This is a genomic window from Nocardia sp. NPDC003999 (assembly GCF_053604885.1).
The window spans coordinates 92,641-110,558 of sequence record NZ_JBSGIB010000022.1; the positions used below are offsets into that span (position 1 = coordinate 92,641).

Genomic DNA, 17,918 nt, shown 5'->3' on the forward strand with positions numbered 1-17,918 from the left:
TAGCCCCCGCTCTACGGGCAGCAGTACCCTCCCCTCGCACCCGCCCCCCGAGCAGGCTGTGTGCTATGTCACCCCGTCGTATACCTCCACGTCCATCCGACGGAACTCCGGACCCGGACTCGGTGCCGCTGGCGGTTCCCGCGGTGGTGCTCGCTTCGATCATGCTGATCGGGATGCTCGTGGCGCTCGTCCTGTTGCTGCCCAATTGGGCGCGCGACTACGGCGCGGACCTGGTGTATCTGGCGGTGTTGATCTACGCCGGTCTCGCGCTGCGGCTGTTGTGGTGGGGCGTGACGGTCCTGCGTGCCGGTGTGGCGGACATCGAGAAGTAGAACGCCGCGCGGAAGGTCACGGCGGCCTCGCACCGGCCCGGCGGGCGACGGTGACCAAGGACCCTGCGTCGCGGGCGGAACGCCCGTATCCGGTCCGGACGATCCCGCGAAGACTCGAACCATGACCGCGAACGACGAAGCACCCGCCATTTCGGTACCCGAGCATCGGGTGATGCTGGCTGCGTTGCGGCTGGCCACCCGGGCGCCGTCGGTGCACAACACCCAGCCGTGGCGGTGGGTGTTCGACGGAACCCGCCTGCACCTCTACACCGACGCCGACCGGCTGCTGCCCTCGACCGACCCGCACGGCCGCCAGCTGGTGATCAGCTGCGGAGCCGTCCTGCATCACGCGCGAACCGCCTTCGCCGACCAAGGCTGGCACACCGACACGGTGCGCGTGCCGGATCGGCAGCGACCCGACCATCTCGCCGTGATCGAATTCCGGCCGTGGACCGACCCGCCGGAGGGGATCCACACCCGAGCACGCGTCATCGACCGGCGCCGCACCGACCGGCTGCCGATGCTCGAACCGCAGGGCTTCGCAGGCCTGCTGCCCCGGCTGCGGATGCTCACCTCCCCGCACGAGGTGGAACTCGACGTCTTGGACGACAGCGCCCGGCCTCGGCTCGCCGCCGCTTCGGAACAGATCGGTGCGCTGCGCCGCCAGGACTTGCTGTATCAGACCGAATTGGAATGGTGGGCCGGGCATTCGGAGACGCTCGAAGGCGTGCCGGCCTCCGCGCTGGTGTCCGACGCGGAATTCGCCCGGGTCGGTGTCGGGCGCGCGTTCCCCCCGGCGCCGCGTTCGATGCGACGGGCCCGGCTCGACGATCGCGCGCGGCTGGTTCTGCTCGGCACCGACGGGGATTCGGTGACACGCTGGTTGCGCACCGGCGAGGCGCTGTCGGCCGTGCTGCTGGAATGCACCGCCGCGGGTCTGGCGACCTGCGCGCTCACCCATGTCACCGAACTGCCGACGACCCGGGGACTGCTCGCCGGCCTGGTTCCCCGTCCGGCGACACCTCAGGTGGTGCTCCGTGTCGGCACCGCGCCCGACGACGCCGACATGGTCCCGCCGACTCCCCGGCGCCCGGTCACCGACGTCTTCACCGTCACCGGTTCCCGCTGAGCCCACCGACACCCGAAGGGCGGCCCGCGCCCACGGCACGACGAATCGAGGAGGACGCGGTGGAATACCGGATCGCCCTGGTCGAGTCCGCACCGGAAACGGTGCTGCGGATGGCACGCAGGCTTCGTCCCGACCCAGGTTTGCTCGGCGAGGACATCGCGGAGGGAATGCGGGAAGTGACCCGCGTCGTGCGGCAGGCCGGTTTGGTCGCCAGCGGCGCGCCGACGATCACCTTCCGCGACGACACACTCGAAGGCGAAGCGGCCGCGGTGGAATTCGGCGTCGCGGTGGAGCCCGCACCCAACCTCGGGCCCAGCTCCGGCGCGCAAGTGGTCGTCCTGCCGGGAACTCTCGTCGCTCGCACCTGCCACCGCGGCAGCTACCGCGACCTCGCCGCCGCGTATCAGGCGCTCCAGGAATGGCTGCGCGACAGCGGCTACCGGCCGATCGGTCCCCCCACCGAGGCCTACCTCATCGGCCCGGACGAGGTCACCGACGCCCGGCGTCTGCTCACCGAGATCCGGTTGCCGGTTGCTCCCGCCGCCACCGTGGCGGTGCACCTCGACGCCCCTTTCGAGGAGGCGGTGCGCAGGACCAGGGATGCCTTGCGCGGTGCGGAACTGGCGGTGATCGCCGAAGTCGACCTACAGGCCACGCTGCGCGAGACGATCGGCGAACAGATCGAGAACTATCTGCTGCTGGGCGTCTGCGACCCCCAGCTGACCTACCGGGCGCTGTCGGCCGACCGCCACGCCGGGGCGATGTTCTCGTGCGGTCTCGTGGTGCGCTCGACCGACACCGGCACACAGGTCGAGGTCGCCGATCCGGAACTGCTGGTCTGCGTCACCGCGCAGCCGGGGCTGCGGTCCGTCGCGGGCGAGCTGCGGCGGCGGCTCGCCGCCGCATTGGCGATCCTCCGCGATTCGTCGCCCGCGCGGACGTGATCACGTCGCGTCCACGGCGATCCGGCATCCGGGGTGACCATGGTCCCGTCAGTGCGGGTAGGAGTCCTCTCACCGGTCCCGGCTCGGACGAGCAGTCTCGTGGATATCGCACCTCGACGACCACGATTTCATCCGTGAAAGGCACACGTCATGAGCTACCACCGCGACCCCCTCGCACCCGCGGTGCACACCGCGCACGAGTGGCTGCGCACTCTGACCGACGAACTCGCCACCGAAGACCGGGCATTCGCGCACCGCGCACTGCGCGCCTGGCTGCACACGGTGCGTGACCGCATCGGTGTCAACGCGGCCGCGCACCTGAGCGCCCAGCTGCCCGAACTGCTGCGCGGGATCTTCTACGAGGGCTGGGTGCCCGCACACGTTCCTTTCCCGCACGACGTGCCCTCCTTCCTCGATCAGTTCGCATTGGAAGCAGGCGTCTCCCGAGACGAGGCCTACGCTCTCGCGGGTGCGGTGACCGACGCGCTGGCCGATCTGTTCTCGCCCGGCCAGCTCGATCACGTGTTCGCGCTGTTGCCCGAAGATCTGCGGGCCGTCCTGCGCGGAGCCGACCTCGCGGGCACCTTGCAGCAGGACGCCACTCCGGTCACGCGACCGGAATCGTCTCGTCTCGACGAGTTGGACGGCCGGCTACGTGCACTCACCGACGCGGTGGCGGTGCTCGCCCGCAGCCTGGAAGGTCTTTCCGGCGGCGAACCGCCCGACAGCGCGCAGGTCTCCGCCGCGCAGCAAGCCCACCGGATCCTGATCGCCGAAGGCCTCACCCGCTCGGAGGCGCCGACCTGATCGCTGCCGGGCATCTCCACGACCGGCCCTACCGAATACTTCCCAGCGCGGTGCGTCGCACCGCGAATGACATGCCTGCGCGGCGAGTCCCGTCGCCACGCAGGAAGGGACTTTTGGCCCGTACCGAGCGGCCTGCCCGATGCGTAGTGTCGACCCCACCCCCGCTCCCGGATTGGACACTCGATGATCACGGTGTTTCTGGTCGACGACCATGAGATCGTCCGCCGCGGCCTCGCCGACCTGCTTTCCGACGACCCGGAACTCACCGTGATCGGCGAAGCAGGCGACGTCGCCCAGGCCCTCGCCCGCATTCCCGCACTCCGGCCGGACGTCGCCGTTCTCGACGTGCGCCTGCCCGATGGCAACGGGATCGAACTCTGCCGTGACCTGCTGTCCAAGCTCGACGATCTGCGCTGCTTGATCCTGACCTCGTTCACCGACGAACAGGCGATGCTGGACGCGATCCTGGCCGGAGCCAGCGGCTACGTCGTCAAGGACATCAAGGGCATGGAGCTGGCCAAAGCCATCAAGGAAGTCGGCGCGGGCCGCTCCCTGCTCGACAACCGCGCCGCCGCCGCCTTGATGCAACGACTACGCGCCAACACCCACCACGACGGCCCCCTGGCCGGACTCACCGATCAGGAACGCAAACTGCTCGACCTCCTCGGTGAAGGACTGACCAACCGCCAGATCGCTCAGCGCATGTTCCTCGCCGAGAAGACGGTGAAGAACTACGTATCCCGCCTGCTCGCCAAACTCGGCCTGGAACGGCGCACCCAGGCCGCGGTCTACGCCTCCAAACTCCGGTCCCGGCCGTCCGGCTCCACCATCGACTCCTGACCGGTGGCGTGTCCATATCCACTCGTCGGTGGCGTTCATTTCCGGAACCGGGTGAAATATTCTTGAGCCATGGCGAGAAGCCGCGCTGACGGCGTTTCAGGGACGCATACGACTGATTACGCGTCGGCCGACCCCTACTCCGTGCGGGACACGCTTTCCCAACTGCGGCTGCGCGAACTGCTCGGCGAGGTCAAGGATCGCATCGAGCAGATCATCGATGCCCGGGACCGCATGGACGGCTTGGTCGAGGCCATGCTCACCGTCACCTCCGGCCTCGACCTCAATCGCACCTTGCGCACCATCGTGCACACCGCTATCTCGCTGGTCGATGCACGCTACGGCGCGCTCGGCGTCCGCGGCCACGACCAGCAACTCACCCAATTCATCTACGAGGGCATCGACGAACCGACCCGCGAGTTGATCGGCGACCTCCCCCAAGGCCACGGCGTGCTCGGACTACTGTTCAGCCAGCCCAAACCGATCCGGCTCGACAACCTGGCCGACCACCCCTCCTCGGTAGGATTCCCCGCCCATCACCCGCCGATGCGCACCTTCCTCGGCGTGCCCGTCCGCATCCGCGACGAAGTATTCGGCAACCTCTATCTCACGGAGAAAGCAGGCGGCCAACCCTTCACCGAAGACGACGAAGTCATCGTGCGAGCCCTGGCCGCCGCGGCCGGAATCGCCATCGACAACGCCCACCTCTACGAATCCGCCCGCACCCGCCAAGCCTGGATCGAAGCCACCCGCGACATCACCACCGAATTCCTCGCAGGCACCGCCCCCGGCCAGGTCCTCACCCACCTCGTCGAAGCCACGCATCGGCTCACCGGCTCCGAACGGACCTATCTCGCGGTCGTCCCGGACTCCGAGGGGCCACCCGAAGAGATCACCGAACTTCTGATCACACATACCGCCGGCGCCACGCACGACCAGCGGCTGATCAAGCTGCCGTTGGGAGACACCACCATCGGTCAGGCCTTCCGACAGCGTTCTCCCCAGCGGGTGGACGACGCTCGCCGCGCGGATCTCGGCAAGATCTTCCCCGACGCCGGGCCCGCGCTCGTGCTGCCCATGCAGACCTCCGATTCCACGGTGGGCGTGCTGGTCGCGCTGCGGGCGGTGGAATCGGCGCCCTACAACAACGAGATCCTCGAACTGACCTCCGCCTTCACCGACCAGGCCGCGCTGGCGATGCAACTGGCCGACGCGCAACGGCGCATGCGGGAACTGGACATCCTCTCCGACCGCGACCGCATCGCCCGCGACCTGCACGACCACGTCATCCAGCGGCTGTTCGCCGTCGGGCTGAGCCTGCAGGGCACCGTCCCCCGAACCCGCGTGCCCGAAGTGCGCGAGCGGATCACCGAGGCGATCAACGACCTGCAAGACGTCGTCCAAGAAATCCGCACCTCGATCTTCGACCTGCACGGCGGCGACAGCGCGCGGGTGCGCCAACGCATCGAGGAAGCCATCCGCCAGCAGACCGCGCCCAGCGGCATCCGCACGTCCGTGCGCATCAGCGGGCCACTCTCGGTCATCGATCCCGAACTGGCCGATCACGCCGAAGCCGTTGTGCGCGAAGCGGTCAGCAACGCCGTACGGCACTCCGGAGCCGACACCGTCTCGGTCGAGATCACCGTGGCCGACGACCTGATCATCGTCGTCGAGGACGACGGCTGCGGGGTGCCCACCGACGTCGCCCCGAGCGGTCTGACGAATCTGGCCCGGCGCGCCGAGGAAGCGGCCGGGACCTTCACGGTCACGGCCGGTACCGAACCGGACGGGCGTACCGCGGGCACGCGGTTGTGCTGGCAGGTGCCGCTGCGCTGACCGCCGGAGCCATGTGATCGGCGACCCGGAGCCGACGAGCGAGGAGGGTTATGGCCGAGGAGCCGATCGAATGGGGCGGGGCGCTGTGGGCCGCCGCCGACCTGGTGACGCCGATGGCCATCCGCGTGGCCGCGACGCTGCGGCTGGCCGACCACGTCGCCGCGGGCAGGCGGACGAGCGAGGCGCTGGCCGCCGCGGTGGACGCGGACCGGGACGCGCTGGGGCGTCTGCTGGACCACCTGGTGACCGCCGGTGTGCTGTCTCGTGGAAGTACCGGCGGCTATGGGCTGACGTCGTTGGGTGAGCGCCTGCGGGACGATCATCCGGAAGGGGTGCGGCGCTGGATCGATCTGGAGGGCGCCGTCGGGCGCGCCGATCTGTGCTTCGTCCAGCTGTTGCACACCGTTCGCACCGGTGAGCCCGCCTTTCCACGTCAGTTCGGCCGGACGTTCTGGGAAGATCTGTCCGCCGATCCCGCGCTGGGAGCGTCGTTCGACGCTCTGATGGGCTCCCGGTTGACGGCGGATGCCCCGGCGGTGGCCGACGCCTACTCATGGGGCGCGCTCGGTCACCTCGTCGATGTGGGTGGAGGCGACGCCAGCTTGCTCGTCGCCCTTCTTCGCGCCCATGGCAACCTGCGCGGGACGGTGCTCGACTTGGCAGGCCCGGTCGCTCGTGCACAGCAGGCCATTCGCTCGGCAGGCCTCGACCACCGGGCCGACGCGCAGGTCGGCAGCTTTTTCGATCCCCTTCCCGCCGGAGCGGGCGGCTATCTGCTCTCGGGTGTCCTGCACGACTGGGACGACGAGGCCGCCGTTCGCATCTTGCGACGCTGCGCCGACGCGGTTCCGGAGCACGGGAAGGTGCTCGTGCTCGACCACATCGGCGATGCCGACGGTGGCGCACCCGATACCGAAGGCGACCTGCGGATGCTGTGCTACGTCCGCGGCCGGGAACGCCCCCTCGGCAGGCTGCGTGAGATCGCCGAGTCGGCCGGTCTACGGGTCGGCTCGGTCATTCCGGCCGGTTCCCGCTCGATCATCGAGTTACACCTCGCCGATCCGCGTTCACCCATCTGCCCGGCGGTGGCGCCGGGGTACGCGGCCCCCAGGATTCGCGAATTCGGGCATCTTCCGGGTGAGCGCGTCCGTCGCGCCGATGAGTGTGCGCGCAAGGATACGAGCCAACTCGTCGACGGTGGCCCGCACGCCCAGTTCCGCGGCGATCGTCGCGGACACCGCGGCGGCGAGCCTTCCAAAAAGACGTTGCGCGAAATGCTTGTCGCGGTGGGAGATTCGGATGTGCCTCAGGACTCGAACAGCAAGTAGAGACCGGTGAAGGTGAAACCGACCATGGTCAGCATCAAAGCCAGTTGACCCGTCACCCGATGGGCCCGCGGCAGCAGTCGCAGGCAGCGGTCGTGCGCGGCGGCGACGCCGAGAATATGTCCGATCACCACGGCCAGCACCTTGATCGTCCCCAGCACCGCGGGATGTGTGGACAAGAGGTAGGCGACGTCGCGGTCGGCCAGTCCGGCCAGGTTCCATCCTCGTCCGAACGGATCCGCGAACAAGAGCACCGTCGCCTGGCCCTTCTCGACCAAGAAGGTGAGGTAGTGGGCGACGAGATAACCCGCGACGATCGGGGACAGACTGTACGCGAGGCGAGCCGGCAGCAGTTTCCGCTCGGCTTCGGGCAGGCCTCCGGTCGCCCTCGCGGCGGTACAGAACAGGCCGCCGACGACCACGATGAAACCCAGCAGCCCCACCGTCTTCAGCACGGTCGGCAGGAACTCGTATCCGCCGCCACCGGCGTCGGCCAGCAGACCACGCCAGGAAGGGAAGGTGCTGAAGCTGTCGAACGCCGTCGAGCCCAGCAGGGTGGCGGCCACGGCCACCGCGGCCACCCGGACCGGAGTTCCCGCCAGATTGTTCAACGGCGATCGCAGCACGAGTTCACCGGTATCGCGACGCCCCAACGGGCTCAGCCTGCCCAGCAGACTGCTGTACACCTCCAGCGGATCGGCACGCTCGGCCCAGACGGTGCCGCACATGATCAGTCCGGCCGTGTTCACGACGAGATACGCCACGAGCCAGGTGGTCACGGCGGCCACCGAACCCGGTTCCGGGTAGGCCAGTTCCATCCACACGAAGGAGAACAGGCCCAGCACCGCGGGCCACTGCCCCCAAGAACCGGGATAACGCATCAATCCCTGGGCGGGTGGACGGCGCCGCATCAGGCACAGGGCGCGGTGCACGGCGCGCACCGGCGACAAGATCTTCCACACGGGTCCTGCGACCAGTGAGGCGACCATGACACCGACCCAGAGGTAGATGTAGACGACACCGGGCACGGGATTGCGCGCCGGATCCGAACTTCCGAAGACACCGATCGCGACGACCACGAGAGTGACGGCCACGCTCGCTCCCGAAATCACGACCCGGACCGCCCTGGAGTCCAGGATCGCACCGACCACCGAGGGAAGCGCGATTCCCGGTGATCGCGGGTCCAGCCGCGGTTCGCGCCAGGCGAGCACCAGCACCGCGAACGAGAACGTCAAGGCCCAGGCCGCTCCGACAAGCGCGTACGACAGTGGGATCGGCAGATCCGTGGCGCCGCCGATGCCGTGCGCGAGAACCGTCATCCGCGAACGAGCAATGTCGCCACCGTTCGCCGCGCGTGATGCAGTTCGATCTCCACCCGGCCCGGCACATCCACGGTGAAGCGGAACCGCTGTCCAGCCCCCGGGGTGATCGCGAACGTGTGCTGCGGCGTGCCGTGTACGTGCAGTTCGTCGTCGGCGTCGCTGTCGACCACCACCTCGATCGGTCGTCCCACCCGGGTCTCGAGGCGGACATCGGCCGGGCTCACCGACCCCGCCGCGATCCGGACCGCGACGACGAGACTCTCCGAGTCTCCAGCCGTCCCGCTCGCCGACGAGGCGGTGTCGGGATCGGAGGAGGCACAGCCGCTCACGACCAGACCGCTCAGCAGCACGAGCGCCCCCCACCGCCACACAGATGCCATCACCGCTCCTTCTCCGCGTCCGCGCCGTGCTCGGACGGCGAGCCAGATGTGCGATCACGCGCCTCGGCGCGGCGGTCTCGCACGGCGACGAACACGACGACGGCGACCACGGCCAGGGCGGGCAGGAAGGCCGGTATCGCGAGCAGCAGCGAGTGATGGGCCAACACGTCCACGCTGTCGGCGCCCCCGGTCATCGCGAAACCGCCGGTTCCGCCACGGCCGTCCGGCTCGTGTGCGGATACCGGTCGTTGATCCGCGCCGCGCCCCAGGACAGCGCGCCGACGAGGACGAGGCTGCACACCAGGACGACCAGCGATGCCGCGCCGAACAACCAGGACGGGTAATCGAACGAGCGCTCCCGCTGCAGCACCGTGATCTCGGCGATGAACGGGCGGTTGAACGACGCGAGCGCGGGAACCTCGTCGACGCCGATGCCGGGGTCGGCGGCCATGAAGATCGGCGCGGCGGTCAGGACGCGCCCGTCCTGCAGCCGCAGAACTGTTTTCCACGACCCATGAGCCGGGACGGGTTCGGTGGAGACGTAGTGCCCTGGACCCACTCGTCGCAGGTGGTCGACGACCAGGCCGCGGCCGGGACTGTCACTGCCGATGCCACCTTGCCAGGACAGGATCTGCATCCATTCGGGGTCGGAGCCGACCAGATCGGCGGGCGTGACGCGGACGTCCGCCAGCACCATCCTGCCGCCTGAACCTGATTCGACGTCACGCAGCGCGACCGTGGCGGTGGCCTGCTCCGGCACGTCGATGAGCAGCCCATTGGCGGTGGCAGCCGCCACGATCACGACCGCGGCGACCATCAATCCGCGCCGCACCGGCGGGCGTGGCAGCGGTTCGCCGCGCAGCGTCATCGCCAGCAGTGCGCCGACGACACCACCCGCGATACCGGTGGGCACGGCCATCGCCAGCAGTTCCGGCCACATGGCGGCAGGCCACGGATTGACGTACACCGCCCGAACCCAGAGGGATTCGAGCCACAGGCCGACTGTCGCGATCCCGAGTCCGCACAGCGCGCCCCACCAGATCGGCCGCCGGATGAGCGGTAGCAGCGCGAGCAGTTCCACCACGACCGCGCAGCCGAGATACAGCGGGAAGACATTGCGCGGGGCATCCATGATCGGTCCGCCCACCAGCACGGCCACCACGGTGCGGACCAGGGCGGCGAAGCCGACTACCACCAGTGTGCTGAACGGCCCCAGGCTCGCACGGGCGGCGACGAGGGACACCGCGGCCGCGGCGGCGATGAGCATCGGCTGCAGAACGAGCCGGAATTGCTGCACCCCGAAGTCGAATTCCACCTGGAATACCGACAATCCGATGAGCAAGCCACCGAAGGCGAAGGACCGCAGCAGCCACATCAGCCTGCCGTCGGCGCGGTCGGGCTCCGGTTTGCTGTGCCTGCCTTCGAACTCGAGCAGCAACACACCGATCAGTGACAACCCGGCGCCGCCGATGAGCATCAGATGCGTCGGCCCCCAGAGCGTGACATCTTGCCCGAAGATCCGATGCCAGATGTCGTCGAGGGGAAAGCCGATCAAGGCGTAGAGACCGGCGCCCGCGATGAGGATGCCGCCGACGGGCGCGTACCAGGTGCGGGTGATCCGCACCGCTGCGGCGCCGGGCTTCTCGTCCAGGGGCAGCACGATCGCCGACATCCCGGCAGTGAACAGGAAGAACAATCCCGCCAGGATGAAATAGTGCGCCGGATTCGCCAGTGGCCCGTTGTCCCGGCCGTTGCCGACGTGCAGGCTGACATCCCAGATGAAGCCCAGCAACGCGGTGAGGATCGTCGCGAGGAACATCGCCAGCGGAAGGGCGACCCATCCGGGGCGGTTGAGCAGCCGCCCGAGACGGTCGGCGACGCGTTGTAACCAGGTGATCCGGCGGGTTCGGTGGAGATACCCGATCCACAGCAGAACGACCGCGACCAGTCCGGCGGCGCCGGTCATGATCGCCACCTGGTCCAGCGCCGCTCCCCCGCCCTCGGTGCCGGGAGCGGCGAACCATTCGATCCGTGCATGCGCGGCGTCGCGCATGGTGACCTCCATCACACGAGCGAGTATATGTTACTAACGGTATCATGAAAGTGGCGGACAGCGGCCGTAATCGCGCCGCCGTTTCGGGTCAGCCGACGATCGGCAGGTCGCGCTCTTCGTCCAGCCTGGTCAGCGCCCCTTGCATGATTCCGGTGACGTGCCGGTAGGCCTCGTCCAGATCCAGTTCGGGCCCCAGCACGTCGCGAAGATCGATCGGGTCGAGGAACTCGACGGTGATCTTGCTGGGCAACGGCAGATGCCCAGCGAGATCACCGAGGTCGAGTCCCCACGGCAGCGCGATCGAGATCGGGAACACCTTCAGCCGCAGCATCCGATCCAGCCGCAGCAGGCGCGCGATCCGATCACCGCGGGTGAGCACCAACTGAGTCTGCTGCGCACCGATGTTCACCACCGGCACGATCGGAACCCGCTCGTTCCAAGCGAGGCGGAGAAATCCGGTGCGACCGGCGAAGTCGATCCGGTCCTCCTCCCACGTCGGACGGTGCACCTCCCAGTCACCGCCGGGGTAGACCAGCACCGCCGCGCCGTCGCGCAGCACTCGCTCGGCATTACCCGGGTCGGCGTTGACCGTTCCGAAGCGGCGCAGCAACGAGCCGATCACCGGGTAGGCCATCACCATGTCGTGGGCGAGCTGGAAGAAGGGCCGCTGCGGTCCGAAACGCCGGACGAAGGCGAGCGTGGTCACCAAGACTTCCGGCGATACGTTCCCGCCGGAATGGTTGCCGACCAGTAAGACCGGCCCCTCTTCCGGAACCCGCTCCAAGCCGCGCACCTCCGCCCGGAAGTAGAGGCGCACGAGAAGCCAGCCCAGATCGACGGTGTCGGCGATGAACTCCGGGTCGCGATCGGCGGGGTCGGCGGTGGGCACTCGCGCCTTCACCTGCCGGGCGACCCAGTCCGTCGCCCGGTCGACCGTCCCGCCGGCCAATCGGAAGACCTTCATGACCAACGGCTTCCGGCTAGCCGCCGATCGAGAGCAACTGGTCGAAGAACGCCCGGTACCCACGCAACGCCTGCCGCAGCCCCTCGGTGTCGGACGTGTCGCCGAGCCGCTCGTCCAGTTCGCGTTTGCGCTGGTCATAGGTGGTGGTCAGCTGGTGGATGGTATCGCCGAGCAGCTCGTCCGCGCGAGCGACCGCGTCTTTGGGGTTGTCGACGAAGGTAACCTGCACTTCCCGCCACTGGGTGCGCAGGCGATCGAGATCGGCATCGGGCAACAGCGGCGCAGGCCCGCCCGCCGCGGTTTCGGCCGTCGGCGCACCGTGGGCGGCGGTTTGCCCAGTCGTGCCGGTGTCGCTCCACTCGCTGTCGATCACATCCCGTCGCGAGGCATCCGCGCGGGCCGGCTCCGATCCGTGGGCCGCGGGCGTGTTCGATTCGGGCGCCGTACCGGTGGTCTGCGCGGACTCGGCCTCGCCGATCCCGCGGGACGCCTCGGTCTGCCCGGGATCGCGCCGCACCGCTGCCGTTTCGCCCGCCGGTTCGGCCTGCCGACCACGGTCCGCCTGCTCGGTTCCTTCGTACTGCGACTCGACCCGCCGCTCACCCGCTGTCGGTGAATTCTCTTCCGCCCCATCGCGATAGGGGCGACGCTCGGATTCGGTGCTCATGCTTTCACGTCCTTCTTGCCTTCGCCGCCCACGCCGATCAGATCTTCGAACACTTCCCGGTAGTGCACGATGGCTGTGCGCCGGTCTTCCGTGGATACCGCCGTACCTGCGGGGCGGGTCGCGATGTCGTGCGCGGCGCGATAGTGGCCCAGCGGCTCGGCATGCTCCACGGACAGATCAGCCACCTGCTGCTCGTAGTTCTCCGTGGGGTAGCCGCGTTCGGACATGATCGTGGTGACGAGGCGGTCGGCTTCGGTCAACGCCCCGGCGGGGTCATCGATGAATCGCTCCTGCACCTCTACCCAGCGGGTGGAATAGACCCGCTTCTCGTCGTCCGACAGGTCGCGTAGCCGCAGTTGCGCGTGCCTGCGCTCGCGCTCTGCGAGTTCCCGCTCCGCGGTCTTGCGATCCTCGTGCTCCTGTACCGTCCGGTCGTATTCCGGGCCGAATCTGCGGCGTAGTCGCTGTCTGCGCAGCATCGGCCACACCAGGAGCGCGACAACGGCCGCGACGACGACAATGGCGATGACGACGATGATTACCCATACTCCAGCCGACATCTGAACCTCCTTGTCGAGCTTGTCCGCTGGGGTAATGCCTCCTGACCGTGGTCCCAAACATATGTTCGCCACGAGGCTTCGACGTGGTGAAGTCAGCGAACCAGAACTCGTTCGCGGCGGCGACCTGTTCCTCGCCGAGCTCGGCGCCGAGACCGGGGCGCCACAGCAAGGTGCGCAGCTTCAGGAAGAAGTGTTCGGGCCCGGCGGCGCGTGGACGGGGCCATCACGCGGGACCGAGACCCGGTCCGCGCGTATACGAAGCCGCGCGGCCGCCGCTGAGGGCGAAACGAGCGGCTTTCAGCGACAGCGATGGTGAGCAGGTCCAGGCGGTGCATTCACCGAGGTAACCGGCTCACGCCCAAGCCCGTTGCCTGGTCACCACGGGCAGTGGCGGGATGAGTTTGTCCCAGAATTCGCGGCGCACCGCGTCCCAGAGCCGCGTCAGCTCCGGAAGAAGTTCTCGTGCCTGCGCGAGGTCAGGGTAGTTGCCGGGGCCGAACGCGACCAACGGAGAAGCATCCGATGCCTTGTCCACGGCGACGATCGCGATCAGGTGGTGGTGAACGAAACGCCACGTCACGCATACACCGTCGACTTCGGTATGGCGTATGTCACTCATCGTCGGAACCCTGGCGTCGTACGCTCGGCTCGCACTTGCGCCGATCCGCGCCCCCGGCCGTATACCCCTCCGCGCCACCTGCCGGGCCGTCGACTCGGCACGGTCGCGGTGAAGTGACCGTAGTGCACGTCATGGCTGTTCTGGTTCGTTTCGAACATGGGGAAATCCTGTTTCGATCGTGACGCCGCCGCGTCCCGGTGCCCAGAAAGGCAGTTCCACCCGTCTGAACCTAAGACATTAGATTTCATAGTTCAACGCGTGGCAGGTAATGATTGCGTTAAGTTCACTGCCAGGCCGGTATGCGACCGAGACCTCCGGGGCGAAGTCGGAGCCCACAGCGTCAGGGGACCGCGATAGGCGGCGGACCGGGGCGGGATCACTCAGTCGCACCGCGTACCTCTAACTCTAGAGTTCATAGTTCAAGTGTTCGTTGGCTAGGATCGAGTTACATCCCCCACCGAGGAGTCGCGTTGTCCAAGCAGGAGAGCGCCGGATTGACCGCTCTCGGCGCCGTGCTGGCCCCCCTCGAGGGCGGCGGCCCGAAGACCGAGGCCGTGGTGCAGCGACTCTGTGCCGCCATCAGCCTCGGCCTGATGGTCGACGGCCAGCAGTTGCCGAGCGAGACCGACCTCGCCGGTCAGCTCGGGGTGTCGACGATGACCCTGCGCGAGGCACTGGCCGTGCTCCGCCAGCAGGGAATCGTGCAGACCAAGCGCGGACGCGGCGGCGGCAGCTTCATCCGCGGTGCGGCGGAGATCCTCGAGAGCAGCTCACTGGTGCGCTTGCAGGAGATGAGCATCCAAGAATTGCGCGATCTGGGGGACGAACACTTCGCCGTCACCGGAGCCGCCGCCGTGTTCGCCGCACGCCGCGGGTTGCGAGCCGATATCGCGCGGCTGCGATCCCTGGCCGACCGGCTGAAGGACAGCAGCGAGCCCATATCGGCCCGCCGGGCCGACAGCCGCTTCCATATCGAAATGGCGGTGTGCGCGCAATCCACCCGTTTGACCCGCGCCCAGGTCGCGCTACAAGCCGAACTCTCCGCCCTGCTCTGGTTACCCCGACTGAAACTCGACCCCACCGCCGAAGCCACCGTGCATCGCGATTTGGTGGACGCGATCGAAAGAGAAGACGACGCCCGGGCGAGAGAACTGGCAGAATCACAAATCGAATCACGCATCCGCCGCCTCGTCGCCCTACGTTTGGAGCTCAGTTGATCGATGAGGGATACCGATAGTTCTTCCACCCCGGTGACCGTCGAATCGCTCGTCCACGCCGTCACAGAACTGGCCGAGGAGGTCTACGAATCGCTGGGCATCATCGGGGCCGAATTGGCGGCACTGTGGGCGAGGTCGACCGAGAAGCTGCAGCGCCCGCCCCGATCGACCGACCTCGCACCGCTGCTCGACACCATCGTCGGCGAGCTCGAGCGGCATGGAAAACTGCTCGAAAGCGCGGGCGTAGTGATGGCCGACTGCGTTCTCGCGGATCGCCCCCGATTCCTGGAGTGGTGGTTCCTCGACACCGACCGCGGACCGCAACGTCTTGTGCTGGAATTGAATCCGCACAATGAGTACTTCTACGACTACACGGCCATGGACTGGTTCACGATTCCGCGCGACCAGGGTCGGCGCTGGGCGTACGGGCCGACCGTCGATTACGCGTGTACCGATCAGTACGTCTGCACCTTCGCAATTCCGGTGACGATCGATTCGGGAGCCTTCCTCGGAATCGCCGGTGCCGATGTTCCGGTCGCTTCGATCGAGGCAGTCCTGCTTCCGCGATTCCGGGCATTCGGTCAGCGGGTGGTGCTGGTCAACAGCGAGGGGCGCGTCATCATGGGCACCGATCCCGAATTCACCACCGGATCCAAGATCAGCCGCATGGCCCGATCCGCCGCGGCGATGCCGATCGAGGCCACGTCGTGGTCGTTGCAGCCGCTGGACTCACACTGACGCGACGCGACGCGACGCGACAGCGCTGCGGGGCGCCCGCCACGAGCCGGATGGCACGCGGTGCGCCCCGATGAATGGGGTCGTGCGGCACGGAGGGGTTCGCCGAATACTCGTCCCCATGAAGGCGATCACCGCGGGCCTCCTTGCGCCGGCCACACTCCTCGCACCACTGTCGACCGCGCACGCCACGCCATTCGAGCAGGAGGCGACCATCACGGAACGGCAACCGTTGTAGACGCAACCCGAACTATCGCCGTGATCGCCTGTCGGGCTTGCCATCTGGGAATTTCGGGCGGAACCTTCGCGGCGGAGCCGCATTAGCCACGGAAGAAGTCGACCGGAATCATCGTCTGGGTCGGTGCCGCATTGGCACACTTGATCAGTGAAAGGTGTGAAACACAGCATAATTCGCCGGCGCCGCCGTATGCCGTGCCGTAAGCGGGTTACCGGCTGTGTACTGTCCCGACGGGGCCGAACAGTCCGGGCCTTCTCGCGAGAGAGCTCCCGGGCTGTCTGCGACACCAGTGCGAGCAAGTAGCGAGGTTGTGGGTTGGATCGTTGGTGTGCGGCCGCGAGTGCCGGCACCACCTGAAGGAGAAAGCACGGAAATGAAGATGGACCGCCGTTCTGCGCGTGGAAACCGCCGTCGCCGTTCCGGCAGTCTGCTCTTCGGGCAACTGCTCACAGCCGCGGTCGAGTCCGCCGCCGACACGGTGGCGATCCGGTTCAGTCCGACCGGCGATCCCGCCGATACCACCCAACTTACCTACCGAGAGCTCGACGAATCCTCGTCGCGGCTGGCGCGGGAGTTGATCGACCGGGGATTGGGGCCCGGCGACGTGGTGGCGATCGGCATTCGGCGCTCGATCGAGTCGGTGCTGTCGGTGTGGGCCATCGCCAAGACAGGCGCCGCGTATGTGCCGATCGATCCCACCTACCCGCCGGAGCGGATCGCCTACATGGTGTCCGATTCCGGAGCGGCGCTGGGCTTGACCACTTCCGCGTACCGCGAAGCGCTGGGCACGTCGGTCCCGTGGATCGAACTCGACGACCCGCAAGACCGGGAACGGATCGAACGGCGGCCCGCGCACCCGGTCTCGTACGCCGATCGGGTGCGACCGCTGACCGAACAGCATCCCGCCTACGTCATCTTCACCTCGGGTTCGACCGGTCGGCCCAAGGGAGTCGTGGTCACCCACTCCGGATTGGGCGCGATGGTGGCGTCCGAACGGGAGCGCTACGACGTCACCGAGGGCTCGCGGGTGATGCACATCTGCTCGCCGAACTTCGACGTGTCGGTACTGGAATTGCTGCTCGCCTTCGCCACCGGGTCCACCCTGGTGATCGCGCCGCCGACCGTATTCGGCGGATTCGAACTCGCCGATGTGCTGAGGCGCGAACGCGTCACGCACATGCTGATCACGCCGGGCGCACTGGAATCGGTCGATCCTGAGGGGCTCGCGGACCTGCGCGTCGTGATGGTCATCGGCGATCGGTTCGGTCCGCACCTGGTCAGCCGGTGGAGCGGGAACGGCCGCGCGATGATCAACGGCTACGGCCCCACCGAAGCCACGGTCATCGCGACCAGCAGTGCGCCGCTGGTTCCCGGCGAGACCATCACCATCGGCGGCGCGATACCGGGCTTCGGTCTGTTCGTGCTCGATTCCCGCTTGCGCCCGGCCCCGGCCGGAGTGATCGGCGAGCTGTATCTGTCCGGCCCCGCGCTCGCGGAGGGCTACCTCAACCGGCGCGGTCTCACCGCGGCGCGCTTCGTGGCCAACCCGTTCGGCGGCGAGGCGGGCAATCCGGGATCGCGCATGTACCGCACCGGCGACTTGGCCCGCCGACTCGGCGGGGGCGGCATCGAGGTACTGGGACGTTCCGATTTCCAAGTGAAGGTCCGTGGTTTCCGCGTCGAACTCGGCGAGATCGATGACGCGCTGAGCCGCCATCCGGATGTCGAGTTCGCGGTGACGTTGGGCAAGCGGCAGCAGAACGGCACGACCATGTTGGTGTCCTACGTGCTTCCCGAGGCGGACGCGGTGGGCATCGGGGCCGAGTTCGACACCACGGCGCTGCTGGACTTCATCTCCGAGTCGTTGCCGGGGTACATGATTCCGGCGTCGATTGTGGTGTTGGACGAGATTCCGTTGACGCCGGTGGGGAAGTTGGATCGGGCGGCGTTGCC

Annotated in this window: 18 protein-coding genes; 10 read left to right on the forward strand and 8 right to left on the reverse strand. The window is 67.9% G+C overall.

What is annotated here, in order from left to right:
* The first annotated feature begins 122 nt into the window (after positions 1-122).
* From ACWESM_RS30630 to ACWESM_RS30660, 7 genes are all read left to right on the forward strand, one after another.
* A complete protein-coding gene (locus tag ACWESM_RS30630; RefSeq protein ID WP_364435381.1) occupies positions 123-332 on the forward strand; it encodes a hypothetical protein in 210 nt (69 codons plus the stop codon).
* Positions 333-453: 121 nt separating this feature from the next.
* Positions 454-1,461 (forward strand): Acg family FMN-binding oxidoreductase, encoded by a 1,008-nt coding sequence (locus ACWESM_RS30635; RefSeq protein ID WP_452494740.1) that lies wholly within the window; start codon positions 454-456, stop codon positions 1,459-1,461.
* Between the two features lie 59 nt (positions 1,462-1,520).
* The gene (locus ACWESM_RS30640; RefSeq protein ID WP_364435377.1) at positions 1,521-2,405 is read left to right on the forward strand and encodes a DUF302 domain-containing protein; all 885 of its coding nucleotides are present in this window, start codon (positions 1,521-1,523) and stop codon (positions 2,403-2,405) included.
* A 150-nt stretch (positions 2,406-2,555) separates the two neighbouring features.
* On the forward strand, positions 2,556-3,212 hold the full coding sequence (locus tag ACWESM_RS30645; protein ID WP_355079411.1) for a DUF2267 domain-containing protein: 657 nt from the start codon (positions 2,556-2,558) through the stop codon (positions 3,210-3,212).
* Between the two features lie 183 nt (positions 3,213-3,395).
* Positions 3,396-4,052 (forward strand): response regulator transcription factor, encoded by a 657-nt coding sequence (locus ACWESM_RS30650; protein ID WP_355079413.1) that lies wholly within the window; start codon positions 3,396-3,398, stop codon positions 4,050-4,052.
* 69 nt (positions 4,053-4,121) lie between these two features.
* Positions 4,122-5,885: a GAF domain-containing protein gene (locus ACWESM_RS30655; protein WP_452494743.1), complete on the forward strand. Its 1,764-nt coding sequence runs from the start codon at positions 4,122-4,124 to the stop codon at positions 5,883-5,885.
* A gap of 50 nt (positions 5,886-5,935) precedes the next feature.
* Positions 5,936-7,213 carry a methyltransferase gene (locus ACWESM_RS30660; RefSeq protein WP_452494745.1) on the forward strand — a complete coding sequence of 426 codons (1,278 nt, stop codon included), beginning with the start codon at positions 5,936-5,938 and terminating at the stop codon, positions 7,211-7,213.
* On the opposite strand, the gene ACWESM_RS30665 is transcribed toward ACWESM_RS30660, so the two are convergent.
* The 8 genes from ACWESM_RS30665 to ACWESM_RS30700 all read right to left on the reverse strand — a co-directional run bounded on the left by ACWESM_RS30665 (position 7,192) and on the right by ACWESM_RS30700 (position 13,775).
* Positions 7,192-8,529, reverse strand: a complete 1,338-nt coding sequence (locus tag ACWESM_RS30665; RefSeq protein WP_397276674.1) for a hypothetical protein — start codon at positions 8,527-8,529, stop codon at positions 7,192-7,194. The two genes, ACWESM_RS30660 and ACWESM_RS30665, sit on opposite strands and share 22 nt — an antisense overlap.
* Entirely contained in the window at positions 8,526-8,912 is a 387-nt protein-coding gene (locus ACWESM_RS30670; protein ID WP_379255946.1) for a hypothetical protein, read from the reverse strand. Before ACWESM_RS30670 ends, ACWESM_RS30665 begins: the two co-directional genes overlap by 4 nt.
* Positions 8,912-9,106, reverse strand: a complete 195-nt coding sequence (locus tag ACWESM_RS30675; protein WP_452494748.1) for a hypothetical protein — start codon at positions 9,104-9,106, stop codon at positions 8,912-8,914. Before ACWESM_RS30675 ends, ACWESM_RS30670 begins: the two co-directional genes overlap by 1 nt.
* The gene (locus tag ACWESM_RS30680) at positions 9,103-10,977 is read right to left on the reverse strand and encodes a hypothetical protein (RefSeq protein ID WP_452494759.1); all 1,875 of its coding nucleotides are present in this window, start codon (positions 10,975-10,977) and stop codon (positions 9,103-9,105) included. Before ACWESM_RS30680 ends, ACWESM_RS30675 begins: the two co-directional genes overlap by 4 nt.
* A 76-nt stretch (positions 10,978-11,053) precedes the next feature.
* Positions 11,054-11,929 (reverse strand): lysophospholipid acyltransferase family protein, encoded by an 876-nt coding sequence (locus ACWESM_RS30685; protein WP_452494750.1) that lies wholly within the window; start codon positions 11,927-11,929, stop codon positions 11,054-11,056.
* A gap of 16 nt (positions 11,930-11,945) precedes the next feature.
* Positions 11,946-12,596, reverse strand: a complete 651-nt coding sequence (locus ACWESM_RS30690) for a hypothetical protein (protein ID WP_452494752.1) — start codon at positions 12,594-12,596, stop codon at positions 11,946-11,948.
* On the reverse strand, positions 12,593-13,156 hold the full coding sequence (locus ACWESM_RS30695) for a hypothetical protein (RefSeq protein ID WP_355079429.1): 564 nt from the start codon (positions 13,154-13,156) through the stop codon (positions 12,593-12,595). The genes ACWESM_RS30690 and ACWESM_RS30695 overlap by 4 nt, the downstream gene beginning before the upstream one ends.
* Before the next feature lie 352 nt (positions 13,157-13,508).
* Positions 13,509-13,775 carry a hypothetical protein gene (locus tag ACWESM_RS30700; RefSeq protein WP_355079431.1) on the reverse strand — a complete coding sequence of 89 codons (267 nt, stop codon included), beginning with the start codon at positions 13,773-13,775 and terminating at the stop codon, positions 13,509-13,511.
* A gap of 299 nt (positions 13,776-14,074) precedes the next feature.
* Here ACWESM_RS30700 and ACWESM_RS30705 point away from each other — a divergent pair, with 299 nt between their 5' ends.
* The 3 genes from ACWESM_RS30705 to ACWESM_RS30715 form a co-directional block, all read left to right on the forward strand.
* Complete coding sequence (locus ACWESM_RS30705) at positions 14,075-14,992, forward strand: FadR/GntR family transcriptional regulator (RefSeq protein ID WP_452494755.1); 918 nt, start codon at positions 14,075-14,077, stop codon at positions 14,990-14,992.
* Positions 14,993-14,995: 3 nt separating this feature from the next.
* Positions 14,996-15,730: a cache domain-containing protein gene (locus ACWESM_RS30710; RefSeq protein WP_452494757.1), complete on the forward strand. Its 735-nt coding sequence runs from the start codon at positions 14,996-14,998 to the stop codon at positions 15,728-15,730.
* Positions 15,731-16,338: 608 nt separating this feature from the next.
* Positions 16,339-17,918: amino acid adenylation domain-containing protein (locus ACWESM_RS30715; RefSeq protein ID WP_397276684.1), on the forward strand; the 1,580-nt coding region annotated here is incomplete at its 3' end.